The organism is Paenibacillus suaedae, assembly GCF_032337355.1.
GTDB lineage: Bacteria > Bacillota > Bacilli > Paenibacillales > Paenibacillaceae > Paenibacillus_B > Paenibacillus_B suaedae.
Genome location: NZ_JAVYAA010000002.1, coordinates 178,414 through 197,885 on the forward strand (window position 1 = coordinate 178,414; position 19,472 = coordinate 197,885).

At 51.5% G+C, this 19,472-nt stretch carries 1 protein-coding gene; it reads right to left on the reverse strand.

Annotated features, from left to right (window positions below; all coding sequences use genetic code 11):
- Nucleotides 1-42: 42 nt before the first annotated feature.
- The gene (locus RQP50_RS08675) at nt 43-19,320 is read right to left on the reverse strand and encodes a non-ribosomal peptide synthase/polyketide synthase (protein ID WP_315744830.1); all 19,278 of its coding nucleotides are present in this window, start codon (nt 19,318-19,320) and stop codon (nt 43-45) included.
- Between the last annotated feature and the right edge of the window lie 152 nt (nt 19,321-19,472).

A 19,472-nucleotide genomic window follows, 5' to 3' on the forward strand; every position in this document is an offset into this window, starting at 1 on the left:
TAAGGCATTGCTGCCTTACCGCAATACCTGCTGCCAGACATTTTAGAACGCGAACTCGATCGTATCGATCTTGCTCTTTTCCTGTGTCTGCTGTCCACTTATCGAAATATCTTGAATGCGGATGCGAGGGTTCTCGCATACTTGGGACAGAATTGACAAGTAATCTCTCATCATTCTGTGTATGCCAGCTGCTTTGAACAGCTTGGAAGCATACAGGAAGCTTCCCTTCATCCCATCGTCTTCTTCCGATACAGACAGCGTCAGATCGAACTTTGCGCTGACCGAGTCATCTGTCACGTAAGGCGATATCGTCAATCCACCGATTTCGGCTTCAAGCTCCTCCGTATTCTGGAGGACGAACACCGTATCGAACAGCGGATTGCGGCTTGTCTCCCACTGCAGCTTCAAGAGGTCAATCAGTTCCTCGAATGGATATTCCTGATGTTCGAATGCACCTAATGTTGTCTCTTTCACCTCTGCCAAGAACGATTGGAACGTTTTATCGCCCTGCGGACGGTTACGAATCGCGAGGGTATTGACGAACATACCGATCAACGGCTCCAAATCGGCATGATTGCGACCCGCAACAGGAGTACCAACAATAATGTCATCCTGACCGCAATATTTGGATAACAGAATCTGATAGGCGGACATTAAGACCATGTACAGCGTGCACTCATGATTAGAAGCAAGTTGGTTCAACTGTCCCGTCACAACCGGGTTAATTTCGAATTCGATCTGCTCCCCATCGAAGCTGCGAACCGCCGTTCTATCATAATCCATCGGCAACTCTGCGTTTGGAAGATCGCCTTGCAGCACACTCATCCAATAGTCTTCTTGGCGCTTCCTCCGTTCGAGATTCTCTCTCGCCTGCTGCCATACCGCATAATCTTTGTACTGGATACGCAGCGGAGGCCGTTCTTCATTCGCATACAATCGAGTAAATTCATCAACTAAATTGCTCATTGAGACACCGTCAGAAATGATATGGTGCATATCAAAGACGAGAATATGCCGATCCTGCCCAACTTCGAACAACCCGACCCGCAATAATGGCGGATGCTCCAGGTCGAACGGTCGGATAAATTGTCCAATCATCTCCGGAACTTCATCCTCGGATGCCTGTCTGTAGTCAATAGCGAATTCCGTATTGCGATGGATGCGCTGCATCGGCTCGCCCTCTACCATCTCGAAGCCAGTACGCAATGTCTCGTGACGAGCGATAAGTTTCAAAAATGCCGTCTGGAATTGATCCCGATTCAGCTGTCCTTCAAGCACCAGCATGCCTGGCATATTGTAGCTGAGCTCGCTTCCTTCCAGCTGACTCATGATATAGAGTCGCAACTGAGCCGAAGATAACGGGTAGTATTCTTGCTCCTCGGCGTTCGGAATGGCTGTATACAATGAGGTCTCCATTTGCGAGATTGCTTGAGCCATCTCCTCGATGGTCGGATGACGGAACACACCTCTTAACGGGAAGTTGACGTTCATTTCCTTGTACAGCCTGCTCACCAGCGTCGTTGCCCGCAGCGAGTGACCCCCCAGCTCGAAGAAGTTGTCCTTAACGCCTACGCTCGGTAACCCCAATACATCCTGCCAGATGCGTGCAAGCCTTGCTTCCGTATCTGTACGCGGCGCGATATACTCCGCCCCAGTCTCAATGCCGCCTTCTGGCTTCGGCAGCGCTCTCCGATCGATCTTCCCATTCGGCGTCAGCGGCAGCCGCTCCAACTGTACGAAGTAGGACGGAATCATGTAGCCTGGCAGCTCTTGCGACAATGCTGCCCGCAGCTCGCCTGCCGTGAGCGAGCGCTCTGCCGCGAAATACGCGCACAGTTGCTTCTGGCCCGCATGATCTTCCAGTGCCACCACGGTCGCCTCTTGTACCGCCGGTACATGCAGCAACTGCGATTCCACCTCGCCCAGCTCAATGCGGAAGCCCCGAATTTTCACCTGATGGTCGCTTCGTCCCACATACTCGATGCTGCCGTCTGGAAGCCAGCGCGCTACGTCACCTGTCTTATACAGCCGCTCACCAGGTGCGAACGGGTTATCAAGGAACTTCTCCTCCGTCAAGTCCGTTCTCCCCCAGTACCCGCGTCCGACACATGCCCCGGATACGTAGAGCTCGCCCTTCACGCCGATCGGCTGCAGCTCGAAGCTGTCGTTCACGATGTAAATGCTCGTGTTCGCGATCGGCTTGCCGATTGGCGGCAGACCAACCTCGATAACTTCCGGCGTCATCGTGTAGGTCGTCACGACATGAGTCTCCGATGGCCCGTAATGGTTGTGCAGGCAGATATCGAGTCGCTTCAAGCACGCCTGCACTTGTGGTGTCACGACCAACTGCTCGCCCGCCGTAATGATATGGCGAACGCAGCGCGGGAATGCTTCGGCCCACTCCGGATCGGCGAAGATGAATTTTAGGAACGCCACTGGAATGAACATCACATCGATTTCATGTTTTTCGATTTCCTGGAACAAGCGTACCGGATCCTTGCGCATCTCATTGTCGACCATATACAAGCTTCCGCCGAACAAGAGCGCAGAGAACATTTCCTGATAGCATACATCGAAGCTGCCGGACGCATATTGCAAGATCCGCGAAGGCATCGGAATGTTCGTGCCTTTCTGCTGATAATGCAGCAGGTTGACCATGTTGCCGTGCTCCAGCATGACCCCTTTCGGATTGCCCGTCGTTCCGGATGTGTAGATGATATAGAGCAGGTTGGACGGTTTGCTGCCATTCGGTACGTCAGCTCCGTCGCCTTGGTACAGGGACTCATCGCGTACATCAATTAGGCGGACGTCATCAGGAATGATCCCCGGCAGTTCCGATTGCGCCAACACCAGCTTAGCCCCGCTGTCTGCCAGCATATAGCGAATACGCGTCTCAGGATACTCGGGATCGATCGGTACGAATGTGCCCGATGCCTTGAGTACGGCCATCACTGCGACAACTGTATTCAGCGTTCGCTCGACAATAATGCCGACAGGCTGCTCTGCGGTCACCCCATACTCACGCAGCTTCCACGCTAGCTGATTCGCCTTCCGATTGAGCTCTCCGTAGCTTAATTGCTCGCAGCCAGAGACGACAGCAACAGCATCTGGTGTCCGCTCCACCTGTTCCGCGAACAGTTCATGAACCGTCTTGTCGCTTGGATGCGCCATATCCGTATCATTGAACTTATCCTGAAGCAGCGCCTTTTCCTCATTTGTTACCATGCTCAAGTTAGATAGACTTGCTTGCGGGTTATCCAGCACCGCATCGACTAATTGTTCGAAATGTCTTGCCATTCGCTCAATCGTGCCTCGCTTGAATAAATCTGTTGCGTATTCAATGCTGCACACGATTTCCGCTTCATCCTCTTCCGCTTGGAAGGTCAAATCGAACTTGGATACGGTGTGTTCATTCGGCACCGACTGGAGTCGTACCCCATCAATCTTCATTTCACCTTGATCCGCATTTTGCAAAATAAACATCGTATCAAATACCGGATTGCGGCTCATATCGCGCATCACTTGCACCTGTTCGACCAATGCTTCGAATGGATAATTCTGATTCTCGAAGGCGCCAAGCGTTGTTTCTTTTATTTCATCCAAATAGGATAAGAAAGTCTTGCTGGCAGCCGGATAGCTTCGAATGGCCAGCGTATTGACGAACATGCCGAGAAGCGGCTGTAAGTCTCCATGGTTCCGGCCTGCGATCGGCGTACCTACGATAATGTCCTCTTGAGCGGAATACTTGTGCAGCATAGTCTTGTACAGCGCAAGAAGCACCATGTACATTGTGGCTCCGTTCTCCGCTGCAATTCTCCGCAGCCCCGCACTTCTCAATGGATCTAGATTGAACTGCAGCAAATCTCCGCGGAAGCTTTGCGTTGTCGGACGAATGGAGTCCGTCGGCATTTCCAGCACCGGAAGCTCTCCACCCAGTACCTTTAGCCAATATCCTTCTTGCAGCTTCATTGCCTCCTGCTGAGTATCCGATTGCTGCCATACGGCGTAATCCTTATATTGAATCCGCAGCGGCGTAAGCTCTTCTCCACTGTACAAGCGGACAAACTCATTGATGAGAATGCCCATCGACGTACCGTCTGAGATGATATGATGCATATCGAACATGAGAATGAAACGTTCTTCGGACAATTCGATAACTCCGATTCGCAGCAGAGGCGGCTTCTCCAATTGGAAGGAACGGACAAACTGCTGCATAAGCTTCGAAGCACCTTCCTCGCTTGCGAGCACATGCTCGATTGCGAAGTCTACTTCCGGGTAAATCCGTTGAACAGGCTCGCCGTTCACAATCTCAAATCCAGTGCGCAGCGTTTCATGGCGCTCAATCAGTCTCTTGAAGGCTTCTTCCAATCGCCCAAGATCCACAGCTCCCTCAAGCAGCATCATGTTCGGCATGTTGTAACTCAGTTCCGCCCCTTCAAGCTGATGAAGAATATACAAGCGTTTTTGAGCCGAAGACACCAGATAATGCTGGCTTGGAGCCGCCACCGGGATACTCACATGCCTGCTTCCCTCCGCATTGCTGAGTCGCTTCGCCATCACTTCAAGCGTCGGATATTGAAATACGTCTTTCAACGGCAACTCGATATTAAGCTCCTGATGCAGTCTGTTTACGAGCAGCGTCGCCTTCAGGGAATGACCACCCAACTCGAAGAAATGATCCGTCACGCTTACACTGCTAATACCGAGCACATCCTGCCAAATTTGAACAAGCTGTGCTTCAAGCGGCGTCCGCGGCGCAACGAAAGTCTCTCCGCTCCGTCCTTCTTCCGGAGCCGGCAGCGCCTTGCGGTCTACCTTGCCGTTCGGTGTGAGTGGAAGCTGTTCCAGCTGAATAAAGTGCGCTGGAAGCATATAACTTGGCATAGCTTGACCCAGCACTTCGCGCAAATGATTCGCCTCAAGCGGACGCATCGCTACATAGTAGGCGCATAGCTGCTTCTCGCCTGTGTCAGTGTCTCGTGCGACGACGACCGCTTCCTGCACATCCTCTACATTCAGCAGTTGCGCCTCGATTTCTCCTAGCTCAATCCGATATCCGCGAATTTTCACCTGTTGGTCGATTCGGCCAACATATTCAATGGAACCGTCAGGAAGCCATTTCGCCAAGTCTCCCGTGCGGTACATCCGCTCTCCCTGGACGTACGGGGAATCGACGAACTTCTCTGCCGTCAAGTCTGGACGATTCAAATATCCTCGTGCCAATCCATCACCTGCCACGCACAACTCGCCGGCAACGCCTACTGGCTGCAGCTTATTGTTCGCATCAACGATATAGATTGACGTATTGCTGATCGGACGTCCAATCGGTACCGTCACCGCATTCTCCGTGACTTCGTACACATCGTGGCAAGTCGCGAATACGGTACTCTCCGTCGGGCCGTATACATGCTTGAGTGCACCTGGCGCGACATGATTGAGCGCCTTGCGAACGTGGCTGACAGATACCCGTTCGCCACCGAATAAGATAGCCCGAATATTGCTCAAGCAGGAAGCCTGGACATCAACCAGTACGTTGAAGTACGCCGTCGTGATGAACATAACCGAAATCTTCTCTTGTACGATCAACTCAGCCAATTGCCGTACTTCCAGAAGCGTCTCGTGTGGTACAAGAACAAGCTTGGCCCCGTTCAGCAGTGCACCATAGATGTCGAAGGTCGACCCGTCAAATGCATAGCTGGACATTTGCAGCACGTTGTCATGATTTGTGATGTCGATATACTCGGTTTCTCTCACCACACGTACAATATTGCGGTGCGTCGTCAAGTTCCCCTTCGGCTTACCCGTCGTGCCGGATGTGTAGATGACACAGGCTAAGTTCTCGCTGCTTGCGTCTGTGTTCGCCTCAAGATTCGAACCGTTGCTGTCATAGGATGTTTCGGTGTCAAGATGGATAATTGCATCAAGTGGTGATGCGTCCATGACTGGAATTTTCCCCGTTAAGTGCTGCTGTGCCAGCATGATTCGCGCACCGGAATCTTCAAGCATGTACCGAATCCGTTCTTCCGGATATTCCGGATCGATTGGCACATACCCGCCTCCTGCCTTCAAGATTGCCAGAATACCAATAATCATATCCGGCGAACGTTCAGACATGAGGCCTACCAGCTTATCCGTTCCAACTCCGACTGCCCGCAGTGTACGTGCCAATCGGTTCGCCCGATCGTTCAAATCACGATACGTCATCTGGACATCTCGGAAGGAGATGGCTACTGCATCAGGATGTCGTTCGGCTTGTTCCTCGAATAAGCCATGCAGCATCATGTCTCGAGGGTAATTCGTAAATGTATCGTTGAATGATTGGACCACTTCCGACTTCTCGGCTTCCGTCGCGAGCTCCAGATCTTCTACAGCAATCCGTGGATTGTCTACGATCTGCTCCAAAATATTGTTCAAATGCCCCATCAACCGTTCCATGTCTGCTTGTACGAAGCGGTTAGCATTGTAATCAAACCGAATAGAGATTTGTTCTCCCGGTACAACGATCAAGTTGAAGTCGTAATTGGTCTGTTCCTCCACCGCTACATCAGTTAAGGATGGCATACCGTGCTCGTCGCCGCCCGCCTGCTCTAGCTGTTCGTCCATCGGGTAGTTCTCGAACACCATAATTTGTCTGATCGCATTCTGTTTCAGCGAACTGCGAGATTGTATCTCATACAGCGGATAATAATCGTACTTGCCGGACTCCAGCGCTTGTTCTTGAAGCAGCCCCATCAGTTCCGCAAAGCTGGTGCTTCCCTCGCACTTGACGCGGATCGGAATTGTATTAATGAATAAGCCGATCATCGTCTCAATGCCTGGCACCTCTGCTGGTCTGCCTGATACGACGCTGCCGAAAACAACATCATTTGTGCCATTGTATTTTTGCAAAATAACGCCCCATGCCGCTTGCAGTAAAGTATTAAGCGTAACCTGATGCTTTCTCGCCGTCCGGCTAATGGATGCGCTCAAGCCAGCATCCAATTCACGACTCCATTTTTCAGCCTTATATGGTTCGCTATCGATTCCCGCCGATGATTCTTGCGGGATCTCTGTTACCTGATCGTAATCAGCCAAGTATGCAGACCAATAAGTCCCGGCCGCCTCCTCGTCCTGCTGCCCTAGCCATTCAATGTATTGGCTGTAAGCTGGAACCGCTGTTCTATCCGGCGACTTCTTCTGCAGCAAGGCGGCATACGTATCGAACAGCTCTTGCATCAGCTGTGGCAGGCACCAGCCGTCCATCAAGATATGGTGAGAGCTCCACAGTACACGGCAGCTCAATTCCCCTGTACGGATAGCCGATACACGCATCAGGGCACCTTGTGCGAGATCGAAGCCAAGCAGTTGGTCACTGCTGACCGCTTCCTTAATGAAGGATTGCTGCTCCTCTTCATTCAAAGCGCGCACATCCTGGAACGAGAATCCGATTGGTTTGTTCCGGAATACGACTTGTACCGGTTCGCCTTGAGGGCCGCTAATGAAGTTCGTTCGCAACACAGCGTGCCGCTTCGCCAATTCGTTCAGACTGCTGGAGAACAGTTCCACATCAAGCGTACCTTCCAATGTGAACATCGTCTGCTCATGGTACGCCCCCGTCAGACTGTCCATCGCGCTGTGGAACCACATTCCCTTCTGCATCGGCGTCAATGCATATACATTCTCGATCTCGCCGATATGCTGCATTTGCGAAGATATCCGATCCAGCCACTCCAAGCTAAGTCCCTTAAACAAGACATCACTTGGCGTCAATTGCGTCCGTTCCTGTGATTCGCAGTGTGCGATAATTTCCTTCAGTGATTCTGTAAGGAAATCGCCCAATTCCTCCATCGTCTCTTTGCGATACTCCTTGACGCTGTAACTTAATCCCAGTGTCAATTGGCCTTCTGCGATCACGCCGTTAATATCGAGCGGATACTTGCGCTCCTGCTCATCGCTAATCTCCGAACCGCTTGCATATGGAGATACACTCAGTTCGTTATTGCTCAAGTCCGCATCGAACTGTCCCAGGTAGTTGTAACGAATTTGTGTCGTTGGCGCATCATTCCAAGCCTGTTTGCCCGAATTGGATAAATACCGGAACAGACCGTACCCAATTCCTTTGTTCGGAATGCGGCGCAAATCCTCTTTTACCTTCTTGATCTGAGATCCAAGACTGTCGTTCGCTTCCATCCCGAGCTCAAACGGATATTCGGTCGTAAACCAGCCAACCGTCCGCGTAATATCCATGCCTTGTATAATGGACTCGCGTCCATGCCCTTCCAGCGTAACCAGTATGCGCTCGATGCCGCGCCACTTCATGAGTGCCCTGCCAAGCGCTGTGAGCAGAATATCATCCATTTCGGTGTTGTAAGCACGGTGAACATGCTTCAGAAGCCGTTCTGTATCTTCCCGATTCCACTCGAGCACGACGGATTCACTATCGCGCTGCAAGGAAACCGTGCACTCGCTGTCTTTAGGCAGGGCGGCCACTTTCGTCTGCGCGACGCCGAGCCAATAAGCAGATTCCTTATCCATCGCTGAACTATTCGCATACTCTACTAGCTGTTCCGCCCATGTACGGAAGCTGTCCGTCTTCATCGGCAGACGTACTTGGCGTTGATTCAGCGCCTGTTCGTAGCCTGATGCGAGATCCTCAAGCAATATTCTCCAAGACACGCCATCGATGACTGCGTGGTGGATAACGAGCAGCAAGTGATCACCATCACTGCCGTGGAATAAGCCTGCCTTGACCAAAGGCCCTGCCTGTAGATCAATACTGCCTTGAATGTGGTTTGCTTCCGCTTCAATCGCTGCGGCAAAATCCGACTGATCCGTTAAATCGATCTCTTCCATACTGAAGAGTTCGCCCTCTACTAGGGATCGATTCCAGAGCGAAAATTCTCCTTGTTCCGTTCTCTGAATTACAATACGAAGCGCATCGTGGTGTTCAACCAACTTTTGAAGCGCCTTGCGCACTGCATCTGCGACAAAGCCATCCTTGCGATACAGCATTACCGACTGATTGAAATGATGCGGATTCGCAAACTGCTGATGCTCGAACCAATGAAGAATCGGTGTCATCGGCACCTCACCGACGACTTCTCCCTGATCAGCCGTTCGATTAATCGGCTGCATGTATGGAACCAACTGTGTAACCGTTGGGAATTTGAACAAGTCGCGAATTTCAAGCTTGAAGCCCGCCTGCTGCATTCTTGCTGCCACTTGAATGGACTTGATGGAATCTCCGCCAAGCTCGAAGAAGTGATCGGTTATCCCGACACGTTCGATGCCAAGTACGGCTTGCCATACGGTTGCCAGCATCTGTTCCGCTTCCGTGCGCGGAGCAACATATTCCGATTCAACTTGAAGGCTTCTCTCTGGAGCCGGTAAAGCTTTGCGATCCAGCTTGCCGTTCGGCGCCAGCGGCATCTGCTCCAGCCTTACGAAGTATGATGGAATCATGTAGCTTGGCAGTTCGGCGGCAAGTGCGGCTCGCAGGTCACTTACTGTTGCTTCTCCGTCTGCTACATAGTAGGCGCAAAGTGACTTCTGTCCGCTCTCGTCTTCCCTCGCAACGACGACTGTCTCCCGAACCGCGTCAATATTCAGCAGCGCAGTCTCCAGCTCGCCAAGCTCGATTCGATAGCCGCGGATTTTCACCTGATGATCAATCCGTCCTAAATATTCGATGTTGCCGTCTGGCAGCCACCGCGCGAGATCACCTGTTCGGTACATCCGTTCACCCACGGAAGGCACCAATACGAATTTCTCTTCTGTCAGTTCTGGACGGTTCCAGTATCCGCGCGCCAATCCGACGCCCGCGATGCACAGTTCGCCCGCGATGCCGATCGGCTGTACTTGATTGTGCTCGTTCACGATATAGATGCGTGTATTGTCAATCGGCTTGCCAATCGGCACACTCACATACGTTTGGCCTAGTTCGCAGTCGAAGTACGTGACATCAACCGTTGCCTCTGTCGGACCGTACAGATTGATGAGTCGTGCTCCGCTGGCAGGTACAACATACTGATGGAATCGCTCGACCTGCGATGCCAACAGCGCCTCACCGCTCGTGAACACCTGCTGGAGTGGAGACAGACGATCACGCTCTGCCTCAGGCAGCTGCTCGATATGCTCGAGGAAGGCGTGCAGCATTGATGGCACGAAGTGCATGGTCGTAATTTCGTACTGTTCGATCGCCTCAACGATTGCTGCCGGATTCTTCTCCCCGCCAACTGGAAGCATAAGCACCTTCGAGCCGACAAATGCCCACCAGAACAACTCCCAAACAGATACGTCGAACGTGATCGCCGTCTTCTGCATAATCGTGTCATCCGCGCCAATCGGGTACCGCTTCTGCATCCACAACAAGCGGTTGATGACTGACGTATGCTCGACCATAACCCCTTTCGGACGTCCGGTCGTACCAGATGTATAGATGATGTAGGCGATATCGGTTGGCTTGTTGACCACCTCAAGGTTTGAGTTATCCTGATCGTACGAGTCAGCATCATCCAGATTAATAACGCGGCCAGCAAAATCAATTGCTTCACCCACGCTGCCTTGAACAATCAGTACTTGAGCCTCGGAATCGTCCAGCATATATCGGATGCGTTCTTCTGGATAATCCGGCGCGATCGGCACATAAGCGCCGCCAGCTTTCAATATCCCCATGATGCCAACCATTAGCTCTAACGATCGTTCCGCCATAATGCCGACGATCTGATCCGGAACAACGCCTGCTGCTCGCAGTGTCCGCGCCAACTGATTGGCACGATCATTCATCTCCTGGTAGGTCATCGTATCTGCTCCGTACAACACCGCCGCCGCATCCGGCGTCCGCTGAACCTGCTCCTCGAACATCCGATGAATCATCTGTTCGCGAGGATATTCGACTTCCGTATCATTGAATGCCGTCAGAAGCTCTGCCTTCTCGACGTCGGTCGCCAGACGGACATCTTTCACAGCAATGGCCGGATCAGCTGTTACCTGCTCAAGGACGTGAATCAGATGCTGCCGCACTCTCTCCATATCTGCTCGAACATACATGGCGGCATTGTACTCGAGGCGAATCATCATATCCTCGCCAGGCATCACTACGAGATTGAAATCATAGCTCGTCTGCTCGGCCACCCGCACGTCAGTAATGTTCAATTGTCCCCGCTCATCACCAGCCTGTTCCATTTGCTCTTCCATCGGGTAATTTTCGAACACCAGAATATGATTAATCAAATCCTGCTTATGAGCGCTGAGCGCCTGTATGTCATACAGCGGATAATAATCATACCGCCCTGACTCCAGTGCCTTCTCCTGAAGTTGCTTCATCACGTCGGCAAATCTGTCATCCGCTTCACACACAACACGAATCGGAATGGTGTTAATGAATAGTCCAATCATGGATTCAATGCCTGGGATTTCCGCCGGTCTGCCCGATACGACTCCGCCGAATACAGCGTCGCCGGTATTGTTGTACTTCTGCAAAATAATGCCCCATGCCGCCTGCATTAGCGTGTTCAGCGTCAGCTGATGCTGCTTCGCTACCCGATGCATCTTCGCAGTTAAAGCCTCGCCCAGTTCAAATACGAGATTGTCAGCAATATATACATCGCTGCGCCCGCTCGATTTCTTCTGAGGAAGAACCGTTTGCTGATCGTAATCCGACAGATAGTCACTCCAATACTGGGATGCAGCTGTGTAATCCTGCCTGTACAGCCATTCAATATAGAGACTGTATGGCGATGCTCCCGATCGGCTGCTTGACCGTCCATTTACGGAATCGGAATACGTCTCGAGCCATTCTTGCGTGAGCTGCGGCAAGCACCAGCCATCCATCAGAATATGATGAGAGCTCCAAATGACATGACTGCAGTTCACGCTCGTCCGCAACACGGACACCCGCATGAGCGCATCGCGCTCCAGATTGAAGCCCCGCTGCTTGTCAGCTTGCGCCATCGCTTCAACTCCATCCTGCTTCTCATGCTCCGGCAATTCCGTTAGATCCTCGTAACTAAATTCCAGATTCTTATTCCGGTATACAATTTGCAGCAATTCTCCGTTCCAGCCGCTGAAGAAATTGGTGCGAAGCACCGCATGGCGCGTCGCGAGTACATCTAGGCTGCTTGCGAATAGCTGAACGTCAAGCTCTCCTTGAATCGTAAAGCGAGTCTGTTCAAAATAAGCGCCCGCTTGACCGTCCATCGCGTTATGGAACCACATTCCCTTCTGCATCGGCGTCAGTGCATAAATGTTCTCGATGTCCCCGAGATCCCTCGTCTGCTCCGCAATACGCTCCAGATCCTCAATACCAAGCCCGTTAACCAATACGTCACTTGGTGTCAATTCTGGCTTATCTTTCGATGCGCAGTGGGCAACGATCTCCTGCAAACTTCCCTTCAGCAATCCTGCCAGTCGGTCGATCGTATCGCGGCGGTATTGCTTGCTGCTGTAGCTCACTTCCAATGCAAGAACCCCAGCCGATATCATCCCGTTAAAATCAAGTGTGGTGTTACGAGCCTGACGAACGCTTATCTCTGCTCCGCCCGAATATGGAGAGACTTCCATCTCATTGTTCTGCAAATCCTGATCGAATTGTCCCAAATAGTTGAAGCTGATTTCTGGCTGAGCTGATGCTTCTGATCGTGATACATTTTCCGTACCTGAGTCCGATAAATATCGATGAATGCCATAACCGATGCCTTTATTCGGAATACGTCGCAAATTTTCCTTCATTCGTTTGATTCGATAGGACAAACTCTTGTTCGGATCGCTCTCGAGCAGGAATGGATATTCACTCGTGAACCACCCCACAGTGCGCGAAATATCAAGCTCCGGCATGATATTTTCGCGGCCGTGTCCTTCAAGTGTAACTAGGGCTTTCTCATGTCCACACCATTGCTGTATAGCCATGCCGAGCGCCGCGAGCAGAATGTCGTTCATGTCCGTGTTATAAGCCCGGTGAACATGCTTCAGCAGCATATCCGTCTCCTCCCGGCTCCATTCCACTACGACCGACTCGCTATCCTGTTGCAAGGATGTCTTCGCTTCGAAATCCTTCGGCAAAGGCAAAATACTCGTTGCATTCGCTTCTGCCTGTTCCCAGAAGACTTGTTCCTCTATCATGGCTTCGCTTCGTGCATATGACGCGAGCTGATTCGCCCATGTGCGGAAGCTGTCCGTCTTGGCAGGCAGCCGAACAGGCTCTCCCTTCAACGCTTGTTCATATCCAGTAGCGATATCCTCCAGCAAGATGCGCCAGGACACACCGTCAACAACGCCATGGTGCATAACAAGCAGAAGATGATCCCCCTCATCGGTACGGAACAATCCGGCTCTTGCCAACGGCCCATCGTGCAGGTCGAAGCCGCGCTGAATCTCCGTGGCCTTGGCTTCAATGATCTGCCGTACATTCTGCTCATGATCACCTGATGCTGAGCCAGTAAGGTTCAGAACTTCCAGATGGAACAATTCTCCCTCTTCGATTGCGCGATTCCAAGCTGTATAATCACCTTGATCATTCCGTCGGAATACGATGCGCAGCGCATCGTGATGTTCCGTTACTGCCTGAAGTACATTGCGGATTGCCGCTTCGTTAAAGCCTTCTCTCCGGTACAGCATGATCGACTGGTTATAGTGATGCGCGTCGGCAAACTGCTGTTCGAAAAACCATCCAAGAATCGGTGTAAGCGGCACATCACCTGATACTTCACCCTGATCTGCAACCTTGCTTGCCCTCTGCAAGTGTGATCCCAGTTGGGCAATCGTTGGATACTTGAACAGATCACGAATTTCAAGCTTATAGCCTGCTTGCTGCAATCGGGAAGCAACTTGGATAGACTTGATGGAGTCGCCTCCAAGCTCAAAGAAATGATCCAGCACACCGACTCGTTCAATACCAAGGACGGTTTGCCATACATTCGCCAGCGCTAACTCCTCTTCCGTGCGTGGCGCCACGTATTCAATCCCCGTGTGCGCACCCGCTTCCGGGGCAGGCAGCGCCTTGCGATCGACTTTCCCGTTCGGTGTGAGCGGCAGGCGATCCAGTTGAACGAAATAGGATGGAATCATATATGCGGGCAATTCATCGGCCAATGCGGTTCTCAGTTCACTCACCGTCAGATTGCGATCCGCAACGAAATAAGCGCATAATGCTTTTGTCCCGTTCGGATCCTGACGCGCCACGACGACACTCTCCCGAACAGTCTCCACCTTGAGAAGCTTGGACTCGACTTCGCCGATCTCAATGCGGTAACCGCGTATTTTCACTTGATGGTCGATACGGCCTAAATATTCGATGTTGCCATCCGGCATCCAACGAGCCAGATCCCCTGTGCGGTACATTCGGTGATTCTGCAGGAATGGATCTGCGACGAATTTCTCACTCGTCATCTCTGGGCGATTCCAATACCCGCGACCGACGCATGGGCCGCCGATATAAAGCTCACCGATGACACCAACCGGAAGCAAGGAACGTTGTCCGTCCATAATGTACATCGTTACACCCGGCAATGGTTTTCCAATCGGCAGCGCTCTCGGAACAGTTGGAGTCGTTGGTTCATAATAGCTGGCATCGATGCATGTCTCAGTCACGCCATAGCTATTAATGATGCGGAACTGCGAACCGAATCGATCCAGCATCTTCTGAAACTCATCCGGCGGGCAATAGTCCGATCCAACGGCGACAAGCTTCAAGCTGCTGATATCCAGCTTGTTCTCATACACATATTCCATAAGCGGAATGACGATAGACGGCGTGCAGTCGAACATATGAAGACGATGCTTCCGGATCAATTCGTAGATTGCAGCCGGATTCGCACGTGCATGCTCAGGGCAAAGAACCAATTCCCCGCCATGCAGCAGCGCACGAATCAAATCACCTGAAAATACGTCGAATGAGAAGCTCGCCCATTGCATCCAGCGAATGCTTTCTTCCCGCAGACGATATTCACGTTCCCAAGCCTTCGCCATAACTGTCAGTTGTCTGTGCTCAATCATGGCACCCTTCGGCTGTCCGGTCGTGCCCGATGTATAAATGACGTAAGCTAGGTGTTGTGGTTCAGTGATGGACACAAGATTGGAAGCATCCTCGGCATAGGATGACTCCTCATCAAGCAGCACCCATGTACCGCCGAACGATGAGAGAGACTGTAAATGGCTCTGTGCCACCAATACGTTTGCCTTGGAATCCTCCAGCATGTAACGGATACGTTCTTCCGGATATTTCGGATCAATCGGAACGTAAGCACCGCCTGCCTTCAAGATCGCCATAATGCCCACGATCATGTCCAGCGAACGGTCTGCCAAGATGCCGACGAGCTGCTCCGGCTGCACGCCGTGTTGACGAAGCGTACGTGCCAGACGGTTCGCCCTCTCGTTCAACTCCCGATACGACAGTTGTTCATTCTCATGCACGACCGCAGTTCGTTCCGGTGTAAGAGCGGCCTGCTCCTCAAAGAGTTGATGAACCGTGTGCTTCTGCTCCATTTCTGACGGATCATGATTGAACTTGAAACGAATTTGCTCTTGCTCACCCGGCGTCAACATCCCGAGCACGGAGATTTGCGCCTCAGGCGACTGTGCAATTGAATGAAGCAGCTGTCGATAATGATCCGCCATTCTTACGATTGTGTCTTGTCTGTATAAGGACGAAGCATACTCCAAGCTGCAAGCGAGCCCATCCGCTCCTTCCGCAACGTCCAAGCTGAGATCGAACTTGGATATTTGGTGTTCGAAGCCATACGGCTTCAATTGGAGTCCTGGAAGTTCAAAATCCTTGTTCTCCATATTTTGTAGGGAGAACATCGTATCGAACAGCGGGTTGCGGCTCATGTCTCTTGTAACATGAAGCTTCTCAACAAGCTCTTCGAATGGGTACTCCTGATGTTCAAATGCAGCTAACGCCTGCTCCTTCACTTGTTCCAAATAAGCACGGAAAGTCGATTCTCCAGCGGGATAATTGCGAATTGCGAGCGTATTGACGAACATACCAATAAGCGGCTGCAAATCGTCGTGCATTCTCCCTGCGTTCGTCGTGCCGACGACAATATCTTCCTGACCCGTGTACTTATGCAGCAGCACCGTGTAAGCTGCGAGCAGAACCATGTATAACGTCGTTCCGCTATCCGCTGCGAGGCGTTGCAATGCCGTACTTATATCCGAATCGACCGTAAATTCATAGGTCTCCCCTTCGTAGCTCTGAATGGCTGGACGCGCGAAATCCGTTGGAAGCTCAAGTACAGGAAGTTCGCCGCTAAATGCTTGCAGCCAGTAGGCCTCCTGCTGCTTCGAGCGCTTCTGCTGTGCTTCCGATTGCTGCCAAGCGGCAAAGTCTTTATATTGAATACGCAGCGGTGGCAGCTCCTCACTCCCGTACAACCGAGCGAACTCCTCTACTACGACTCCCATAGATGCACCGTCAGAAATGATATGGTGCATGTCATAGAGGAGCACATGTCGATCCGGCGCCATTTCAATTAAGCCAACCCTCATCAACGGCGGAGTCATCAAGTCGAACGCTCGGATAAATTCGCGGGCTTTCTGCGCCGCTTCCGCCTCGCTTGTCTGCATATACTCAATGGCAAAGCTTACATCCTGATACACCTTCTGCACCGGTTCTCCGTCCATCAGCTCGAATCCGGTACGCAGTGTCTCATGTCGTGCAATCAGCTTGCGGAATGAGGCTTCGAGGCGTTCTCTATCCAGCAGTCCCTCCAGCAGCATGGCACCCGGCATATTGTAACTCTGTTCCGCACCTTCGAGCTGCTGCAGGACATACAGCCTCTTTTGCGCTGAAGATACCGAATAATACTCGCTTTCCTTTACCCGTTCAATCGCGCTGAACTCCTGCTGCTCCATCCCTTCCATAAGCAAAGCCAATTCTTCGATCGTCGGATTGCGGAACAAATCCCGAAGCGGCACATTGACGTTCAACTCCTTGTGAAGCTTGCTTGCCAATGTAGCTGCCCGCAGCGAGTGTCCGCCAAGGGCGAAGAAATTATCCTTGATGCCGACCCTTTCCACACCAAGCGACTCCTGCCAGATTTGCGCAAGTCGTTCTTCAAGTGGAGTACGAGGCGCAATATACTCCGTGCCAATAGCCATGTTAGCTTGGGGATCGGGCAATGACTTGCGATCCAGCTTGCCGCTTGGCGTAAGTGGCAGCTGTTCCATTTGCACAAAGTGAGAAGGAATCATGTAATCCGGCAGATTGGAAGACAACGCCTCCCTTAATTCCGTCACAGTAAGCTCAGCGTCAGCTACCATGTACGCACACAGCATATGTTGGCCATTACCGTCCGGCCTAGCATCCACGATGACCTCTCGCACACCCGCTACCTTCTTCAAGCTCGACTCGATTTCGCCCAGCTCGATACGGAATCCACGGATTTTGACTTGGTGATCAATCCGTCCCAAATATTCAATTGTGCCGTTCGGCAGCCATCTGGCGGAATCACCAGTATGGTAAATGCGTTCACCTGGCACAAATGGATGAGCCGCAAATTTCTCTTCCGTTAATTCCGGACGGTTCAAGTAACCTCTCGCCAGTCCCTCACCGGCTATGCATAATTCGCCCGGCACATGTAACGGCTGCAACTCTCCAGAAGTATTCAAAATCAGTACACTCGCATTAGAGATCGGTGTACCAATGGTGATGGGTTGATCCTTCTCGAGGCCGATTGCGCAGGTCGCCACGACGCTGTTCTCTGTCGGTCCATATTCATTAAACAGCTTTACATCAGGAAGCTGCTCCTTGCTTCTAGCTACTAATGCACTGCTGACACTCTCGCCAGCCAATGTCACTGTACGCAGCGTAGACACAGATTCGGCCTGCATCACATTGAGCAGCGCTCCGTATAGATTTGGTACGCAAATGAAGTGCGTGATTCCCGATTGGCTGATAGCGCCATGCAAGGCGAGCGGATCCTTCGCGTCTTCTTCCTTAAGTAAAAATAAACCTGCGCCGGACAATAATGAGCAGAACGCGCTCATGACGAAGCCGTCAAAGGAAAATGAAAACAATTGCAGAACCCGGTCGAAGGAAGAAAGCCCGTATGTCCGAATTCTCCACAACAGCGCATTGACTGCGCTTCTATGTTCAATCATGACCCCTTTCGGATTGCCTGTCGTGCCCGAAGTATAGATGACATATGCCAAGTTGCTTGAATCGGACACAGAGGAAAGTTCCGTCTCGTCGTCATGATAATTATGTTCGCTATTCATATCCACGATCGTGCCTTCATAGGTGACACGCTCGCGAAGATGGTCTTGAAGCAGTAGCGTCTGCGCTCCCGAATCCTCGAGCATATAACGAATGCGCTCCTGCGGATATTCAGGGTCGATCGGAACATAGGCCCCGCCAGCCTTCATGATGGCTAGCAAGCCTACAATCATTTCGAGCGACCGTTCGGCCATGATGCCAACGAGCTGATCGGATCGAACGCCAGCGTTCTGTAACGTACGCGCCAGCCTGTTCGCCCTTCCATTTAGCTCGGCATATGTTAACTGTTGCTGCCCATAAACTGCCGCAACAGCATTCGGCGTGCGACGTGCTTGTTCCGTGAAGAGTTCATGAATTGTTCGGTCACGTGGATACTCTGCAGCCGTCGTATTAAATCCGTGCAGGAGCAGCGATGTTTCCTCATCCGAAAGTAAGCGAAGATCCCCTAAATTCGTATTTGGCTCAAGCAATACGATGCTCAGCACGCGCTGCAAATGCTCAATGATTTGCGATATAAATACCGAGTCATAGACACGTTCGTTATATACAACGCTCAAAAGGAGGTTCTCAGCTTCGAACTCAAATTGGAACAATACATCTGCAACAACCGTTGGAATAAAGTTAACGGTATGTATATTCTTCAGAGCTGCCATCGTATTGATGACAGGCAAGCCATTCTTTTCTTGTACATTCATCTGCTCAGTTATGAGCCGGAAGGGGATATGCTGATGTCGAATCGCTTCTGTAAAGGATTGTTTCAGTGAAGTAAGCAAGGATTTGAACGTGAGCTCTTCATTGACATTCTCCTTCAATAGGACGACTTGATTGATGGGAAGTCTCTTCTCCCCTGCTTTTCGCACGATAGGCATGCCGATGACGATGCGATTCTCACTCGTGTATTTGTGCAGCAAGCATTGGATGCCACCTAGTAAAATCATGAAGGCTGCTTGATGCGAGCCCTTAGACATGCGAATAATTCGTTCCGAAATTTCAGCAGGCATCGTAACAGAAACGGAATAATGTCGTGCCGCTTCACTGCTTGGAGTGCTCGTGTAGGGCAAAGTCGTAGGCGTATCTTCAGTATCGAGTTTCGCTTTCCAAAATTCGATTTCTTTATCAAAAGCCATTCTGATCATCTCCCCTCTCAAATCAAGTAAAGCCCCTAGAGGACGGCATCCGTCCATCCGGGTACGTGCCTGTAAATCCATTGCACGCAGCCCGAATGAACGAAATCCAATCCTAGTGTCATGAATGACGCGTTAACAACCGAACAACAGTG